This is a genomic window from Atlantibacter subterraneus, assembly GCF_007570865.1.
Taxonomy (GTDB): domain Bacteria; phylum Pseudomonadota; class Gammaproteobacteria; order Enterobacterales; family Enterobacteriaceae; genus Atlantibacter; species Atlantibacter subterraneus.
Genome location: NZ_VLPS01000004.1, coordinates 16,293 through 31,979, shown reverse-complemented (window position 1 = coordinate 31,979; position 15,687 = coordinate 16,293). Strand labels below are relative to the sequence as shown.

Annotated in this window: 16 protein-coding genes; 10 read left to right on the top strand and 6 right to left on the bottom strand. The window is 57.0% G+C overall.

Annotation, left to right across the window (positions count from 1 at the left end; genetic code table 11):
- Positions 1 to 91 precede the first annotated feature (91 nt).
- Genes FND52_RS09260 through FND52_RS09250 form a run of 3 tightly spaced genes read left to right on the top strand, consistent with a single transcriptional unit; the run spans position 92 to position 4,782 of the window.
- Positions 92 to 1,447, top strand: coding sequence for a TolC family outer membrane protein (locus FND52_RS09260; RefSeq protein ID WP_144130597.1), 1,356 nt, complete (start codon positions 92 to 94; stop codon positions 1,445 to 1,447).
- Positions 1,448 to 1,470: 23 nt separating this feature from the next.
- Positions 1,471 to 3,603, top strand: a complete 2,133-nt coding sequence (locus FND52_RS09255; protein ID WP_144130596.1) for a type I secretion system permease/ATPase — start codon at positions 1,471 to 1,473, stop codon at positions 3,601 to 3,603.
- Positions 3,604 to 3,612: 9 nt separating this feature from the next.
- The gene (locus FND52_RS09250) at positions 3,613 to 4,782 is read left to right on the top strand and encodes a beta-barrel domain-containing protein (RefSeq protein WP_144130595.1); all 1,170 of its coding nucleotides are present in this window, start codon (positions 3,613 to 3,615) and stop codon (positions 4,780 to 4,782) included.
- Positions 4,783 to 4,818: 36 nt separating this feature from the next.
- Here FND52_RS09250 and smpB read toward each other — a convergent pair whose 3' ends face one another.
- The gene (smpB, locus tag FND52_RS09245) at positions 4,819 to 5,301 is read right to left on the bottom strand and encodes an SsrA-binding protein SmpB (RefSeq protein ID WP_125294822.1); all 483 of its coding nucleotides are present in this window, start codon (positions 5,299 to 5,301) and stop codon (positions 4,819 to 4,821) included.
- A 151-nt stretch (positions 5,302 to 5,452) separates the two neighbouring features.
- On the opposite strand from smpB, the gene FND52_RS09240 reads away from it, so the two are divergent.
- Positions 5,453 to 5,890: a type II toxin-antitoxin system RatA family toxin gene (locus tag FND52_RS09240; protein ID WP_208737495.1), complete on the top strand. Its 438-nt coding sequence runs from the start codon at positions 5,453 to 5,455 to the stop codon at positions 5,888 to 5,890.
- Positions 5,880 to 6,170 (top strand): RnfH family protein, encoded by a 291-nt coding sequence (locus FND52_RS09235; RefSeq protein WP_144130593.1) that lies wholly within the window; start codon positions 5,880 to 5,882, stop codon positions 6,168 to 6,170. The genes FND52_RS09240 and FND52_RS09235 overlap by 11 nt, the downstream gene beginning before the upstream one ends.
- Positions 6,171 to 6,246: 76 nt before the next feature.
- Here FND52_RS09235 and bamE read toward each other — a convergent pair whose 3' ends face one another.
- The 3 genes from bamE to nadK form a co-directional block, all read right to left on the bottom strand.
- Positions 6,247 to 6,585: an outer membrane protein assembly factor BamE gene (gene bamE / locus FND52_RS09230; protein ID WP_125294915.1), complete on the bottom strand. Its 339-nt coding sequence runs from the start codon at positions 6,583 to 6,585 to the stop codon at positions 6,247 to 6,249.
- Between the two features lie 219 nt (positions 6,586 to 6,804).
- Positions 6,805 to 8,466: a DNA repair protein RecN gene (recN, locus tag FND52_RS09225; RefSeq protein ID WP_144130592.1), complete on the bottom strand. Its 1,662-nt coding sequence runs from the start codon at positions 8,464 to 8,466 to the stop codon at positions 6,805 to 6,807.
- 85 nt (positions 8,467 to 8,551) lie between these two features.
- Positions 8,552 to 9,430 carry an NAD(+) kinase gene (gene nadK / locus FND52_RS09220; RefSeq protein ID WP_125294817.1) on the bottom strand — a complete coding sequence of 293 codons (879 nt, stop codon included), beginning with the start codon at positions 9,428 to 9,430 and terminating at the stop codon, positions 8,552 to 8,554.
- Positions 9,431 to 9,550: 120 nt separating this feature from the next.
- On the opposite strand from nadK, the gene grpE reads away from it, so the two are divergent.
- On the top strand, positions 9,551 to 10,141 hold the full coding sequence (gene grpE, locus FND52_RS09215) for a nucleotide exchange factor GrpE (RefSeq protein ID WP_144130591.1): 591 nt from the start codon (positions 9,551 to 9,553) through the stop codon (positions 10,139 to 10,141).
- A 33-nt stretch (positions 10,142 to 10,174) separates the two neighbouring features.
- Here grpE and FND52_RS09210 read toward each other — a convergent pair whose 3' ends face one another.
- Together FND52_RS09210 and FND52_RS09205 are read right to left on the bottom strand one after the other, a co-directional pair.
- A complete protein-coding gene (locus FND52_RS09210) occupies positions 10,175 to 11,461 on the bottom strand; it encodes an HlyC/CorC family transporter (protein ID WP_144130590.1) in 1,287 nt (428 codons plus the stop codon).
- A 13-nt stretch (positions 11,462 to 11,474) separates the two neighbouring features.
- Positions 11,475 to 12,266: a cytochrome C assembly family protein gene (locus tag FND52_RS09205; protein ID WP_125294814.1), complete on the bottom strand. Its 792-nt coding sequence runs from the start codon at positions 12,264 to 12,266 to the stop codon at positions 11,475 to 11,477.
- A 168-nt stretch (positions 12,267 to 12,434) separates the two neighbouring features.
- On the opposite strand from FND52_RS09205, the gene ffh reads away from it, so the two are divergent.
- The 4 genes from ffh (at position 12,435) to trmD (ending at position 15,673) form a co-directional block, all read left to right on the top strand.
- A complete protein-coding gene (gene ffh / locus FND52_RS09200) occupies positions 12,435 to 13,796 on the top strand; it encodes a signal recognition particle protein (protein WP_125294812.1) in 1,362 nt (453 codons plus the stop codon).
- A gap of 263 nt (positions 13,797 to 14,059) precedes the next feature.
- Positions 14,060 to 14,308 carry a 30S ribosomal protein S16 gene (gene rpsP, locus FND52_RS09195; protein ID WP_002437767.1) on the top strand — a complete coding sequence of 83 codons (249 nt, stop codon included), beginning with the start codon at positions 14,060 to 14,062 and terminating at the stop codon, positions 14,306 to 14,308.
- Between the two features lie 18 nt (positions 14,309 to 14,326).
- Entirely contained in the window at positions 14,327 to 14,875 is a 549-nt protein-coding gene (gene rimM / locus FND52_RS09190; RefSeq protein ID WP_125294811.1) for a ribosome maturation factor RimM, read from the top strand.
- Between the two features lie 30 nt (positions 14,876 to 14,905).
- Complete coding sequence (gene trmD, locus FND52_RS09185) at positions 14,906 to 15,673, top strand: tRNA (guanosine(37)-N1)-methyltransferase TrmD (protein WP_125294810.1); 768 nt, start codon at positions 14,906 to 14,908, stop codon at positions 15,671 to 15,673.
- The last annotated feature ends 14 nt before the right edge of the window (positions 15,674 to 15,687 follow it).

The following is a 15,687-nucleotide window of genomic DNA, read 5'->3' as shown; positions in this document are numbered from 1 at the left end:
ACAGGCAGGGATGCAGGGAGCTCAGGGATGAGGCCATGACCTCTAACAATATCACCAGCCGCCTGCGGGCGGCTTTACAAGGTGGAACCCTATGACGATAAAACCTGTGTATCAACGCACGGCGACAGCGCTGCTGGTCGCCGTGGCGTTGTGCAATACCGGAAGTGCGGCGGCGCAAGAGAATTTTCGCTGGCAAACCGCGCCAACCGAAGCCTTTCAGGCGCAACTGACGATTAAAGAAGCCATTTTGCGGGCCTTTGCCCGCAATCCAAAAATCGCCCAGGCCTCGGCGCAAATCCAGGTCGGGAAAGCCAATCTCTCCGAAGCGGAAAGCGCGTGGTTTCCGCAAGTCGCGCTTACCGGCAACGCCGGACGCACTCACCGCACCGACTCCGCGGGGTCGCTAAACAGTAACGCGGCGGCAGGCATCAACCTGAAGCAGCTGCTGTGGGACTTTGGGAAAACCGGCGGCAGCATTGACGAGCAGGAAAACCTGTCGACCGCTTATCAGTACGATCTGTATACCACCCTGAATCAGGTCGGCATGGAAACGCTGCAATCCTATTTGCAGGTCAAGCGCTACCAGGCGCTGGCGAAGGCGGCGGAACGCAACCGCAGTTCGCTGGAGTCGGTACGCGAAATGGCCAAACTGCGCGCCGGAGCGGGGCTGAGCTCCCAGTCCGACGTATTGCAGGCCAGCACGCGCATCGCCGCCATGAATGCCACTTATGAGCAGTATCAGGCGCAGATGCGCTCAGCGCAGGCGTCGCTCAGCGTGCTGACCGGGGTGGTCTCCGACAATCTGCCGGATCTGCCTGACGATTTGATGAAGCAAAAAATCTCGCTCAAATCCCTGCCTTATGACCAGAACAACGCGGTGCGCAGCGCCCAGGCGAAGCAGTTGGCCTCGGAAGAGCGCATCCGCCAGGCCAGGGCGCAGCACTATCCGACCATTTCGGTGCAGGCGGGCCGCACCCGCTATCAGAACGACAATGGCGATTACTGGGATGATGAAGTGCAGCTGGTGGTGGACGCGCCGCTGTATCAGGGCGGCGCGGTAAGCGCCAGGGTAGATGCCGCCGAAGGCGATCGGGCCAACGCCCGCGCCCAGGTGGAAGCCAGCAAGCTTGAGGTAAACCAAAAGGCCGCCACCGCGTGGGCGGATTTAACCGGCGCGCAGCAGCGCCAGCAGGCCGGTGAACTGCAACTGTTAAGCGCAGGCCAGGCGCGCGGGGTCTATCGCGACGAGTACCAGTTAAGCAAGCGCAGCCTGAATGATTTGCTGAGCGTTGAGCAGGACGTGTTTTCGGCGGAAAGCGCCGCCATCGTCGCCCGCTACGACGCCTGGGACGCCGCCGTGCGCTACGCCGGAGCGGTAGATAATTTGCTCGATATGTTGGGCATCGAGCGCACCCGTTTAACAGGAGACAGCCTGCCGTCGTTATAGGCAGCGCATGTGAAGGAGTCAGTATGGAACAGCCCGATACCGCAAGCTGGGTCGCTGCGATGACCCGCGCCGCTGGCCGCTTTGGCCTGACCAGCGATGCGCCCGCCGTGCGCCAGCAGATGCGCTGGTTTGAAAATCTGCCGCTCTCCCAGCGGCTTTCCCGCATGGCGGGGTTAATAGGATTACAAATCCAGATGATGCCCCGCGACCGGATGCGCTGGAGCCCGCAAAACCTGCCGGTGATTGTACCGGGTCAGGACGGCAACCTGGTGCTGATCGAGGCGCTGGACGGCGATGGCCTCGCCAGTTACTGGGTGAGCGACGGTGGCGATCTGGTGCGCGAAGAGGCGCTGGCGACGCTGCTGGAACGGTTACAGGATCAGGTGGTGATGATCGGTATCGCCGCCCGCAGCCACGATCCGCGTATTGATGAGTTCGCCCAGGCCTGGGAGCCGCACTGGTTCTGGCGGCATTTCCGCCACGCCGGACGCAAGCTGGCGGAGATCTCGCTGGCGTCGGTGGTGGGCAACGTGCTGGCGCTGGCGGGGATCCTGTTTTCAATGCAGGTTTATGACCGGGTGATCCCTGCGCAGTCCTTCCCAACCCTGTGGGTGCTGTTTTTCGGCGTGCTGATGGCGGCGCTGCTGGAGTTTTTTATCCGCCTGGCGCGCACCCACGTGTCGGACATTATGGGCAAGCATATCGATCTTCAGGTTTCGTCGCTGTTTTTCGCCAGGGCGATGGCGATCAAAAACGACGCCCGCCCGAAATCCACCGGATCGTTTATCTCCCAGTTGCGGGAAATCGATCAGGTGCGCGAGCTACTGACTTCCACCACCGTCGGGGCGGCGATGGATATTCCGTTTGTGCTGCTGTTTCTCGCCATTATGGCGCTGGTGGGCGGGCCGCTGGTGGCGATCCCGTTACTGGCGATCCCGCTGATTGTGATCCCCGGGATTTTGATCCAGTGGCCGATGGCGAAGCTCGCCAAAGAGGGGATGCGCGAAAGCGCGATCCGCAACGCGGTGCTGGTGGAATCCATCGAAGGGGTGGAGGACATCAAGGCATTACAGGCGGAACCGTACTTTCAGCGCCAGTGGGAGCACACCCACCACGTGGGAGCCAGCATCGGCATGAAGCAGCGCATCTGGGGCGCGCGCCTCAGCGGCTGGGCCTCTACCGTGCAGCAAATCACCTACGCCGGAATGCTGGTATTCGGCAGCTATCTGGTGCTCGACGGGCAAATCACCACCGGGACCCTGGTGGCGTGCAGCCTGCTCTCGTCACGCACCCTCGCGCCGCTGATGCAGTTAACCATGGTGTTTTCCCGCTGGCAGCACGCTAAAACCGCCATGAACGGGCTGAATGAACTGCTGAAGAAACCGCTGGATCGAGAAGCCTCGCGCAAGATGGCGCACTGCCCGGTGCTGGCGGGGCATTACCAGTTCCAGAATGCGCAATACAGCTACGACGAAGAGAAGGGCGATCGCGCCCTGTCCATCGGCAAGCTGGAGATCAAGCCCGGCGAGCGGGTGGCGATCCTCGGCAAAGTCGGCGCGGGCAAATCGACGCTGCTGAAGCTGCTTAGCGGCCAGGCGCAGCCCGGTAAAGGCAAAGTGATTATCGATGGCGTCGACCTGGCACATATCGATCCTAACGATGTGCGCCGCCAGGTGGGCTATCTGTCGCAGGATTCCCGGCTGTTTTTCGGCACCCTGCGCCAGAACCTGATGCTCGGCCACCCGCACGCCACCGAGGCGGAGCTGTTGCAGGCGCTGCGCATCAGCGGGGCGCTGGGCATGGTGCAGCAGGACGCCGCCAGCCTCGATCGGCTAATCAATGAAGGCGGGCGCGGGTTGTCCGGCGGCCAGCGCCAGATGGTGCTGCTGAGCCGGCTGATCGTCCGCAACCCGCAAATCGTGCTGATGGACGAGCCTACGGCGAACATGGATGAACAGCTGGAAAACCTGATTATCCGCCAGCTGCACCAGTGGCTGACGGGCCGCACGCTGGTACTGGTGACCCATCGCCCGGCGCTGCTGGCGCTGGTGGACCGGGTGATCGTGATGGATAACGGCCAGGTGGTGGCGGACGGGCCGCGTGATGAAATCCTCAAAACCGCCCAGCGTAACAGCAATGTGGCGTCCATCGCTTAAGGAGACAGGATGAGTCAACTTACTCTTGAGGAAGATCTGGCGCGTCAGGGGCGCTTTTACTCGTCGGTGATCTGGCTGTCGCTGATCGGGCTGGTGGTGTTTTTTGCCTGGGCGTGGTTCGCCATGCTGGATGAAGTGACCGTCGGAACCGGTAAAGTCACGCCTTCCAGCCATGCGCAGGTGATTGAAAGCCTCGACGGTGGGATCGTCAACGCGCTGCTGGTGCAGGAGGGGGATATTGTCGAGCAGGGCCAGATGCTGGCGCGGCTTGATCCGACGCGTTTTCAGTCTAACTACGGCGAAGCGGCGGCGCGGGCCAGGGCGCTGCGGGCCTCCAGCGAGCGGCTGCGCGCCGAGCTTACCGGCGAACCGCTGAAATTCAGCGCGGAGTCGATGCGCGAGCCGAACCTGGTGGCGCGCGAACGCCAATTGTATGAATCGCGGCGGCGTAATCTCAACGAGACGGTATCCAACCTGCAAAAAACGCTGGAGCTGATCAACGCTGAAATCCGCATGACCCAGCCGCTGGTGGCGAAGGGGGCGGCAGGGCAGGTGGAAGTGATCCGCCTGCAACGCCAGGTCGCGGAGCTGCGCGGCAAGATCGACGAAGCGCGTAACCAGTACGCGGTGCGCGCCAGGGAGGAGCAGGTGAAGAACGATGCCGATCTGGACGCGCAGATCCAGGCGATGGCCGGAAAAGCCGATCAGCTGGATCGCGCCACGCTCTATTCGCCGGTGCGCGGGGTGGTAAAAGATATCCAGGTGACTACCGTGGGGGGCGTGCTCCAGCCCGGCGGCAAGCTGATGGAGATCGTGCCGCTGGAGGACAAACTGCTGATCGAAACGCGCATCAACCCGCGCGATATCGCCTATATCCGCCCCGGCCTGCCCGCGACGGTCAAAGTGACGGCCTATGATTCATCCATCTACGGCAACCTGGACGGCAAAGTGGAAATCGTTTCGCCGGATACCCTTCAGGATGAGGTACAGCGCGACCAGTTTTACTACCGGGTGTATGTGCGCACCGACCACGCCGAGCTGGAGAACCGTAGCGGCAAACGCTTCCCGATTTTGCCGGGGATGGTGGCGAGCGTGGAGATAAAGACCGGTCAGAAAACGGTGCTCGATTATTTAATCAAGCCGCTGAACAAGGTGAAGGAGGCGTTAAGAGAGCGATAATAAAAATCCCAACCGCAGGGTTGGGATTTGAGGAGATTAGCGACCCGCGTTTTTCATAATGCGGGCTTTATCCACCTGCCACTCGCGCTCTTTAACATCCGAGCGCTTGTCGTGCTGTTTCTTACCTTTCGCTACGCCGATTTTGACTTTGCACCAGGCGTTCTTCCAGTACAGCGACAGGGCAACCACGGTATAACCTTCGCGGTTGATGCGGCCATACAAATTGTCGAGTTCGCGCTGATTCAGCAGCAGCTTACGGGTACGTGTCGGATCGCAGACCACGTGCGTGGAGGCAACGTTAAGTGGGGTAAAGTTGGCACCAAACAGGAACGCTTCACCGTCTTTCAGGATGACATAGCTGTCGCCAATGTTGGCTTTACCGGCGCGTAGGGATTTTACTTCCCAGCCCTGAAGGGCGAGGCCTGCTTCAAATTCGTCTTCGATAAAGTATTCGTGACGGGCGCGTTTGTTGAGCGCGATAGTGGCAGAACCAGGTTTGTGTGCTTTTTTCTTCGTCATAATGGCACTCAGTATACGTAATCCGACCTTAAAAAACACCCCATCCACAGGGGCGGAAAGCCGTTATAGTAGCACGTCTTAGGCCGGAGAGTTTTTGTTTCACCCAGGATAAATGCTATTCTTGGCAGGTTGCAGAACGACAGGAAACGCTATGCCTCAGATTAGCCGCACTGCCCTGGTGCCATACAGCGCCGAGCAGATGTATCAATTAGTGAATGATGTGAAATCCTATCCGGAATTTTTACCAGGCTGCGTGGGCAGCCGGGTGCTTGAAGCCTCCGCGACGCAAATGACGGCGGCGGTGGAAGTCTCGAAAGCCGGGATCAGCAAAACGTTCACCACCCGTAACACCCTGACCAGCAACCAGAGCATTTTAATGCATCTGGTGGATGGGCCGTTTAAACGCCTGATGGGCGGCTGGAAATTTACCCCGCTCAGCCCGGAAGCGTGCCGGATTGAGTTCCAGCTTGATTTCGAGTTCACCAGCAAGCTGATTGAACTGGCGTTTGGCCGGGTATTTAAAGAGCTGGCAGGCAGTATGGTTCAGGCGTTCTCAGCCCGGGCGAAAGAGGTTTACAGTGCCAGCTAAGATCGCGGTTGAAGTGGCTTACGCGCTGCCGGAAAAGCAGTATCTGCGGCGCGTGACGCTGGAAGAGGGCGCAACGGTCGAGCAGGCGATCCACGCCTCGGGCCTGCTGGCGCTGCGTACCGATATCGATCTGGCAAAAAATAAGGTGGGAATTTACAGCAGGCCGGTGAAACTCACCGACGTGCTGTCCGATGGCGACCGGGTGGAAATCTACCGGCCATTAATCGCCGATCCGAAAGAGCTGCGCCGCCAGCGCGCGGAAAAAGCCGCTAAGAAGTAGCGCTAACCGTTTTCCTGAACAATAAAAAAGGTGCCATCAGGCACCTTTTTCGTTTCAGATAACCCCTGCAAAGGAATTATTTGGTTAGCGCGGGTTTGTTATCAATGTTGGTCAGCACGCCGCTGCTATTGAAGGTCAGCGTCAGCGTTTGCTGCGTGACGCTTTCATGGCCTGGTTGCTGGCGGAACACGTAAAACCAGGTATTGGTGCCGAACGGGTCGCTCATCATTGGGGTGCCCAGTGCATACGCAACCTGCTGTTGTGTCATCCCGACGCGGATTTTCGATACGTCGTTGGTGGTCAGGTAGTTACCCTGGTTGATGTCCGGGCGGTACACCACTCGCTCCAGAGTGGAACAACCAGCGGTTAGCATCAGAAGGGCCGCCGCAGCAGCAGTCAGCGTTTTACAGCGCATAGTCATGTGATTCCTTTTCGGGCCCGAGCAGTCTGTGGCTCATGGATAATTTGCCGATAATAATAAACCTTCAGCCAGTTTAAAACCTTAGGCGCTTCAGTATGACCGCGAGAGTGGAAAAAAGTTGGTGAAAAGTCGCTATAACGGATTTTCACCGGGAGACTTGGTGGTAATTTGACCAACGGTGCGCGTTAGTCTCGCGCACCGCCGGAGAAGTCATCAGGCCGCTAACAGTTCGCGGGCATTGGCCAGCGTATTACGAGTCACTTCGCTGCCGCCAAGTAAACGCGCCAGTTCTTGCAGACGCGCGCGCTTGTCCAGCGGTTGCATGTGGGTTTCCGTCATTGCGCCGTCGGTTTCTTTGCTGACAAAGAAGTGTTGATGCCCACAGCCCGCCACCTGCGGCAGGTGGGTCACGCACATCACCTGGGTGGATTCGCCTAACTGACGCAGCATTTTGCCGACAATCGCCGCCGTCGGGCCGCTGATCCCCACGTCCACTTCATCGAAAATCAGCGCCGGAGTTTCCATCTTACGGGCAGTGATCACCTGAATCGCCAGCGCGATGCGGGAAAGCTCGCCGCCGGATGCCACTTTCGCCAGCGGCTGCAACGGCTGGCCCGGGTTGGTGGTAACGCGGAAGTCGATGCGATCGGCACCATCGGCGGTCAGATGGTTTTCTTCAAATACCACCTCAATGCTTAAACGACCATGTGGCATGGAAAGTAAGTGCATACTTTCGGTAATCAACTGGCTCAGCTCGTTGGCATAGACGCGGCGGCTATCATGCAGTTTTTTCGCCGTTTCCAGCGCCAGCTTATGATGTGCGGCCACCGCTTCGGTTAAGGCTTCCAGCGAATCGGCCTGGCCATCAAGCAGGGCTTGCTCATCCAGCAGGCTTTGATGAAACGCAGGCAGCGCTTCCGGCGCGATACGGTGCTTGCGCGCCAGGTTGATTTGCCGGGAGAGGCGTTGCTCCAGTTCATACAGGCGGTTTGGATCCATATCCAGACGATCGCAGTAGTGGCGCAGCTCATCACCGGCCTCGGTTAGCTGGATTGCCGCTTCTTCCAGCATATCCAGTACGCCGGACAGCTTTTCATCCATCCCGGCCAGCTCGGTAAGCAACTGGCGGGCCGAATAGAGCTGGCTTTGAATATTGGCGTCTTCGCCATCGGCAATCAGCTGTAGCGCCTGCTGCCCGGAAGAGAGCAGCTGGCCGCTATTGGCCAGGCGTTTGTATTCGGCATCGATCTGCTCGTATTCGCCCGGCTGCGGGGAGAATTCATTAAGCTCTTTTAGCTGGTATTGCAGCAGCTCGGCGCGCGCGGCGCGATCCTGGCTCTGCTGCTGGTGGGCGGCCAGATCGCGGCAGCTTTGATGCCACTGGCGATAGTGCTGGGCCATTTGCTGGGTAAGCGCATGCTCACCGCCGTAACCGTCCAACAGAGTGCGTTGATGTTCAGGCTTGAGCAGCAGCTGATGGGCGTGCTGGCCGTGAATTTGAATCAGCAACTGGCCCAGTTCGCGCAGCTGCGACAACGGGACCGCAGTGCCGTTGATAAAACCGCGCGAACGCCCATCGCTGCTGATTACGCGGCGAAGCAGGCACTCACTTCCGTCTTCAAGCTGGTTTTCTTCCAGCCAGCGCAGGGCGGCAGGGGTATCTTTTAACGAGAAACGGGCGCAGAGATCGGCACGGGATGCGCCAGCGCGCACCATATCGGCTTCTGCGCGGCCGCCCAGGCACAGGCCGAGCGCGTCAATCGCGATGGATTTACCCGCGCCGGTTTCACCCGTAATGGCGGTCATCCCGCCGTGAAAGTCGATTTCAAGTTCACGAACAATAGCGAAATTGCTGATGGTCAGTTGTGCCAGCATAACCGCTTTCCTGTATAAAAGAACATTGCTGTTTATGCATACAGTATATACTGGTTCCTTATACAGTAAAGAGGGGAGTGCGGTTTCAGAATAATTTTTTTGACCACCCCAACTTGGAGCTTAGCGTGTTGAAATAGCTGTAATCTTTCGGATGGATCAGATTAAGGTGATAGTCACAGCGGCGGATTAAAACGTCTTCGCCTTCCTGGATCGGCAGGGCGATTTGGCTGTCGCAGCTCACTTCTAAATCGCTGCTCATATGCGAAAAACGCAGCCGAATAGTGCTGCTGCTGTTAATCACCAGCGGGCGCGCGGAGAGCGTATGCGGAAACATTGGCACCAGGGTGATGGCATCCAGGGAGGGGGTCAGAATTGGCCCGCCCGCAGAGAGCGAATAGGCGGTGGACCCGGTCGGGGTAGAGATAATTAATCCGTCGGAACGCTGAGAAAACGCGAATTTCTCGTCAATATAGACTTCAAACTCGATCATATGCGCCACTTTGCCGGGATGCAGCACCACCTCATTAATAGCGGTGCTGATGCGCTTCTGGCAATCCTGTTGGCATACCTGGGTTTCCAGCAAAAAGCGTTTTTCAGCGATGTAATGCCCTTCTAGTACGTCCGCCAGCTGCTGCTGGGCGTTGTCCGGGTCGAGGTCAGTGAGGAAGCCGAGATTACCGCGGTTGATGCCGATAACTTTGATGTCGTAACGCGCCAGCACCCGCGCCGCGCCCAGCATATTGCCGTCCCCGCCGACCACCACAGCGAGATCCGCCTGTTGGCCTATTTCTGCCAGCGTGCCGGTTTTGACGCCTTTAAGCTTGAGCTCGTGCGCGATTTGTTGCTCAATGATGACTTCATAGCCTTTTTCACTAAGCCATCGCCAGAGCATTTCATGCGTGGTGAGCGCGGTTGGGTGACGGGGATGCCCAACAATACCAATGCAATTGAAATGTTTATTCATTTTCTGGTGATCCTTTGTGATTTAGCCAGCGACAATCTGCCCGGTTCCCTTGAAACCCGTAAACTGATCCCCATAATAAGCGAACCAGCGAGTTGAATGCTAAGAAACGCGGAGAATTTCATGAGTAGTAAAGAACAGAAAACGCCTGACGGGCAAGCCCCGGAAGAGGTCATCACGGAACAGCACGAGGCGGTAGACGTGGAAACCGCAGAAACGGCTGAACAGGTGGATCCGCGCGATGAACAGATTGCGAACCTGCAGGCGCAGCTAGCGGAAGTTCAACAGCGCGAGCGTGACGCGGTGTTACGTTCTAAAGCCGAAGTCGACAATATGCGTCGTCGCACCGAGCAGGATGTTGAAAAAGCGCATAAATTTGCGCTTGAGAAATTCGTCAACGAACTGCTGCCGGTGATCGATAGCCTGGATCGCGCGCTGGAAGTGGCGGATAAAGCCAACCCGGATATGAGCGCCATGATTGAAGGCATCGAGCTGACCCTGAAATCCATGCTGGATGTGGTGCGTAAGTTCGGCGTTGAGGTTATTGCCGATACCAACGTTCCGCTCGATCCGAACGTGCATCAGGCGATTGCTATGGTAGAGTCTGAGGACGTTGCGCCTGGCAATGTGCTGATGGTGATGCAAAAAGGCTACACCCTGAATGGCCGCACCATTCGCGCCGCGATGGTGACCGTAGCGAAGGCGAAAGCCTGATCATAATGAAAACCCGCCGACCGGCGGGTTTTTTTACTCCTCTACGCTCTGGCGCAGCGGTTTTATCGGTATCACCCGCACCTGGCGGATCATATTGTCCTGCACGTCCAGAATATCGATATCGTACTGGGCGATGCGCACCCGGGTGCCGTTGGCAGGGATCTCTTCCAGCGCTTCCAGCAGCATGCCGTTGACGGTGCGCGCTTCCTCTTCCGGCAGATGCCAGTTGAAGGCTTTATTGATTTCGCGGATGCTCGCGCCGCCTTCGATAATCACCGAGCCGTCGTTTTGCGGCGTCACTTCTTCCGCAAGAGTAGGCGACATAGAGGTGGTAAAGTCTCCTACGATCTCTTCCAGAATATCTTCCACGGTCACCAGGCCCTGGATATCACCATACTCATCCACCACCAGGCCGACTTTCTTTTTATTACGCTGGAATTTGATCAGTTGAGTGCTGAGCGGCGTGCCTTCCGGCACGTAGTAAATCTCATCGGAGGCGCGCAGCAGCATCTCTTTAGTAAATTCCTGCTTCTCGGTCATCAGGCGGTACGCTTCGCGCACCCGCAGCATACTGATGGCGTCGTCCAGCGAATCCCGATACAGCACGATGCGGCCATGGGGCGAGTGAGTAAGCTGGCGGACAATGGATTTCCAGTCGTCATTAATATCAATCCCGACGATATCGCTACGCGGCACCATGATGTCGTTGACGCTGACTTTTTCAAGATCCAGCACCGACAGCAGCATGTCCTGGTTGCGCCGGGAAATCTGCGAGCGGCATTCGTTCACGATGGTGCGCAGCTCGTCTTTGCTCAGCGCCGCGCTCACCACGTTATCCACTTTAATCCCCACCATACGCATCAGGATGCGCGTGACGGTATTCAGCAGCCACACCAGCGGCATCATCACGATTTGCAGCGGGCCAAGCAGTACGCTGCTGGGAAAGGCGACTTTTTCGGGATACAGGGCGGCGATAGTTTTCGGCAGCACTTCGGCGAATACCAGCACCACAAAGGTGAGCACGCCGGTGGCGATCGCCACGCCCGCGTTGCCGTACAGGCGCATGCCGACGATAGTGGCGATGGCCGAGGCGAGAATATTGACCAGGTTATTGCCGATCAGCACCAGGCTAATCAGGCGGTCAGGCTTGCGCAGCAGTTTTTCAACGCGCCGGGCGGCGCGGTTGCCCTGTTTGGCAAGATGACGTAGCCGGTAGCGGTTAAGCGTCATCATGCCGGTTTCCGAGCCTGAAAAATAGGCTGAAACCACGACCATTACGATCAGGGAGACGATTAGCGTGGTAGTCGAGATATGTTCCAGGGGAGATCCTTAGTTAGCCAGCGAATTCCTGGATAACGCGGCTGCCGAAGTAAGCCAGCGTTAACAAGGCAGCACCCGCCACGTTAAACCATACGACGCGACGCCCGCGCCAGCCTTCATGAAAATGGCCCCAGAGTAAAATGATGTACACAAACCAGGCGATAATCGACAGCACGGCTTTGTCGATATTCTCCAGGCTAAACAGGTTGTGCATATAGAACAGGCCGGTGCAGAGCGTTAACGTCAGCAGCACCACGCCCACCTGGGTGATATGGAACATTTTACGCTCAATGGTCATCAGCGGCGGCATTTCATTATTAAACGCCAGTTTCTTATGCTTAAGCTGGTAATCAATCCACGCCAGCTGTAGCGCATACAGCGCGGCGATAATCAGCGTGGCGTAGGCAAACAGCGACAGCCCAATATGCACCATCATCCCCGGCGTGGTTTCCAGGTGAGTGATAAATTCGTTGGGCATAAAGCTGGCGAACGCCAGATTGATTAGCGCAAAGGCGTAAACGATGGGCAGCAGCAGCCAGCCGCGATTGCGCGAGGCGACAATCGTCATTACGGTACAGATCAGTAAACTTACCAGCGAGCCAACGTTGAGCAGGCTGAGGTTCTGGCCGGAGCCGTCCGCCGGAAAGATGCGCGCTTCCAGCGCCAGACCGTGGCTTATCAGCGCAATCACTGCGGAAATAATGGCGATACGACGCCATGCGCTGTTCTTTCGAAGCAGGCCGGGAATAATCAGCGCCAGGCTGATGGAGTACGCGACGAGCGCAAGTAGTGCGAAAAAAGGCATATAAGGGTGTCGTTCATTCGCCAGAAAGGAAAGTCAGTCAGTATACCGTTACGTGACTCAGGCTCCAACCGTTGCAGCACACTCAATACACCGATCGTGTTATACTCCGACCCATTGTGAATCAGAGTCGCTGTGGCGGCCTTAATCTGACCTCTTAGGCAAAAGACCATGTTTGATAATTTAACCGATCGTTTGTCGCGTACGCTGCGCAATATCAGCGGCCGCGGACGCCTGACCGAAGACAACATCAAAGAAACCCTGCGCGAAGTGCGCATGGCGCTGCTGGAAGCCGACGTAGCGCTGCCGGTAGTACGTGAATTCATCAACCGCGTGAAAGAAAAAGCGGTGGGCCATGAAGTTAATAAAAGCCTGACCCCAGGCCAGGAATTCGTCAAAATCGTCCGTAACGAGCTGGTTTCGGCGATGGGCGAAGAAAACCAGTCGCTGAACCTCGCGGCGCAGCCGCCTGCGGTGGTGCTGATGGCGGGCCTGCAGGGGGCGGGTAAAACCACCAGCGTCGGTAAGCTCGGTAAATTCCTGCGCGAAAAGCACAAGAAAAAGGTGCTGGTGGTTTCTGCCGACGTGTATCGCCCGGCGGCGATCAAACAGCTGGAAACCCTGGCGCAACAGGTTAGCGTCGATTTCTTCCCGTCCGACGTGGCACAGAAGCCGGTCGATATCGTTAACGCGGCGCTGAAAGAAGCTAAACTGAAATTCTACGACGTGCTGCTGGTGGATACCGCCGGTCGTTTGCACGTCGATGAAGCCATGATGGACGAGATCAAACAGGTTCATGCCGCGATTAATCCGGTAGAAACCCTGTTTGTGGTCGACGCCATGACCGGCCAGGATGCGGCGAATACCGCAAAAGCCTTTAACGAAGCGCTGCCGCTGACCGGCGTGGTGCTGACCAAAGTCGACGGCGACGCCCGCGGCGGTGCGGCGCTCTCTATTCGCCATATCACCGGCAAGCCGATCAAATTCCTCGGCGTTGGTGAAAAAACCGAAGCGCTGGAGCCGTTCCACCCGGATCGTATCGCCTCGCGTATTCTCGGCATGGGCGATGTGCTGTCGCTGATCGAAGATATCGAAAGCAAGGTTGACCGCGCTCAGGCGGAAAAACTCGCTAATAAGCTGAAGAAAGGCGATGGCTTCGACCTGAATGACTTCCTTGAGCAGCTCAAGCAGATGAAAAACATGGGCGGCATGGCGAGCCTGATGGGTAAACTGCCGGGCATGGGGCAAATCCCGGATAACGTGAAGTCCCAGATGGATGACAAAGTGCTGGTGCGTATGGAGGCCATTATCAGCTCCATGACGCTGAAAGAGCGCGCCAACCCCGACATCATTAAAGGCTCCCGTAAGCGCCGTATCGCCGCCGGTTGCGGGATGCAGGTGCAGGACGTTAACCGCCTTCTGAAACAGTTCGACGACATGCAGCGCATGATGAAGAAAATGAAGAAGGGCGGGATGGCGAAGATGATGCGGGGCATGAAAGGGATGATGCCCCCCGGCTTCCCGGGTAGATAACGGCCTGGCTTGTTTGCCATTTTGACGCCGGGGTGTGCTCGCCACCGTCACGTACTGCGTGTACGCTCCGGCGGCTGCGCGCACGCCGTCGCCAAACTGGCCGCACCGCCGACGGCCTTTAGCCCTTTACCCGTTTAATCTCACCGAATCTCATCTGCTGATTGCTTTTTAGCTGAAAATGAGTAAAATTTTCGGGCTTTTAATATGACACCGGGCCCCTTCCCTCGAGGGGGCCTGGTGTTTTATTCACTATAGAGGATGTTATGGTAACTATTCGTTTAGCACGTCACGGCGCGAAAAAGCGTCCGTTCTACCAGGTTGTCGTGACCGACAGCCGTAATGCACGCAACGGTCGCTTCATTGAGCGCGTTGGTTTCTTCAACCCGATCGCCAGCGAAAAAGAAGAAGGCACCCGCCTGGATCTGGACCGCATTGAGCACTGGGTTGGCCAGGGCGCTACCGTTTCCGATCGCGTTTCCGCGCTGATCAAAGCAGCAAAAAAAGCAGCTTAATCTGTCACGGTGGTCATGATGAGCAAGCAAGAAACCGCTAAGGCACCTGTTAACCCGATTGTTCTCGGGAAAATGGGCTCCTGCTACGGTATCCGTGGTTGGCTCAGAGTGTTTTCCTCCACCGAAGACGCTGAAAGCATTTTTGACTATCAGCCCTGGTTTATCCAGAAGGCGGGTCAGTGGCAGCCAGTACAGCTGGAAAGCTGGAAGCACCACAATCAGGATCTGATCATCAAGCTGAAAGGCGTTGACGATCGGGATGCCGCGAATCTGCTCACCAATTGCGAAATTGTGGTCGATTCAACGCAACTGCCCAGTCTCGAAGAGGGTACCTACTACTGGAAAGACCTTATCGGTTGCCAGGTAGTGACCACGCAGGGATATCAGCTCGGTAAAGTCATCGACATGATGGAAACCGGGTCGAATGACGTTCTCGTCATCAAGGCAAACCTGAAAGATGCGTTCGGTATCAAGGAGCGGTTGGTTCCGTTCCTCGATGGGCAGGTTATCAAGAAAGTCGATCTCGCTACTCAAACCATTGAAGTAGATTGGGATCCTGGTTTTTAAATACTTCTGAATACGGTAAAAGACGGCGCTATGTGGATTGGCATAATTAGCCTGTTTCCTGAGATGTTCCGCGCAATTACCGATTACGGGGTAACTGGCCGGGCAGTAAAAAATGGCCTGCTGAGCATCCAGAGCTGGAGTCCGCGTGATTTCACTCATGACCGGCACCGTACCGTGGACGATCGTCCTTACGGCGGCGGACCGGGGATGTTAATGATGGTGCAGCCCTTACGGGATGCCATTCATGCCGCAAAAGCTGCGGCGGGCGAAGGCGCGAAGGTTGTCTACCTTTCACCTCAGGGACGCAAGCTTGATCAAGAAGGCGTCAGTGAGTTAGCGACAAACGAGAAGTTGATTCTGGTTTGTGGCCGTTACGAAGGGATTGATGAGCGTGTGATCCAGACCGAAATTGACGAAGAATGGTCAATCGGCGATTACGTTCTCAGCGGTGGTGAGTTACCAGCAATGACGCTGATTGACTCGGTCGCCCGGTTTATTCCGGGGGTACTGGGTCACGAAGCCTCGGCAATTGAAGATTCATTTGCTGACGGGTTGCTGGATTGCCCACACTACACCCGCCCTGAAGTACTGGAAGGGATGGAAGTACCGGCAGTATTGCTGTCGGGTAACCACGCCGAAATCCGTCGCTGGCGTTTGAAGCAGCAACTGGGTCGAACCTGGCTTAGAAGACCTGAACTTTTGGAAAACCTGGCTCTGACTGAAGAGCAAGCAAGGTTGCTGGCGGAGTTCAAAACTGAACACGCACAACAGCAGCATAAACATGATGGGATGGCGTAACGCCCCCAATACAT

Excerpts from the sequence above, each read along its gene's own strand:
- FND52_RS09260 (WP_144130597.1), top strand. The coding sequence starts at position 92 with ATGACGATAAAACCTGTGTATCAACGCACGGCGACAGCGCTGCTGGTC.
- FND52_RS09255 (WP_144130596.1), top strand. The coding sequence starts at position 1,471 with ATGGAACAGCCCGATACCGCAAGCTGGGTCGCTGCGATGACCCGCGCC.
- FND52_RS09250 (WP_144130595.1), top strand. The coding sequence starts at position 3,613 with ATGAGTCAACTTACTCTTGAGGAAGATCTGGCGCGTCAGGGGCGCTTT.
- smpB (WP_125294822.1), bottom strand. The coding sequence starts at position 5,301 with ATGACGAAGAAAAAAGCACACAAACCTGGTTCTGCCACTATCGCGCTC.
- FND52_RS09240 (WP_208737495.1), top strand. The coding sequence starts at position 5,453 with ATGCCTCAGATTAGCCGCACTGCCCTGGTGCCATACAGCGCCGAGCAG.
- bamE (WP_125294915.1), bottom strand. The coding sequence starts at position 6,585 with ATGCGCTGTAAAACGCTGACTGCTGCTGCGGCGGCCCTTCTGATGCTA.
- recN (WP_144130592.1), bottom strand. The coding sequence starts at position 8,466 with ATGCTGGCACAACTGACCATCAGCAATTTCGCTATTGTTCGTGAACTT.
- nadK (WP_125294817.1), bottom strand. The coding sequence starts at position 9,430 with ATGAATAAACATTTCAATTGCATTGGTATTGTTGGGCATCCCCGTCAC.
- grpE (WP_144130591.1), top strand. The coding sequence starts at position 9,551 with ATGAGTAGTAAAGAACAGAAAACGCCTGACGGGCAAGCCCCGGAAGAG.
- FND52_RS09205 (WP_125294814.1), bottom strand. The coding sequence starts at position 12,266 with ATGCCTTTTTTCGCACTACTTGCGCTCGTCGCGTACTCCATCAGCCTG.
- ffh (WP_125294812.1), top strand. The coding sequence starts at position 12,435 with ATGTTTGATAATTTAACCGATCGTTTGTCGCGTACGCTGCGCAATATC.
- rpsP (WP_002437767.1), top strand. The coding sequence starts at position 14,060 with ATGGTAACTATTCGTTTAGCACGTCACGGCGCGAAAAAGCGTCCGTTC.
- rimM (WP_125294811.1), top strand. The coding sequence starts at position 14,327 with ATGAGCAAGCAAGAAACCGCTAAGGCACCTGTTAACCCGATTGTTCTC.
- trmD (WP_125294810.1), top strand. The coding sequence starts at position 14,906 with ATGTGGATTGGCATAATTAGCCTGTTTCCTGAGATGTTCCGCGCAATT.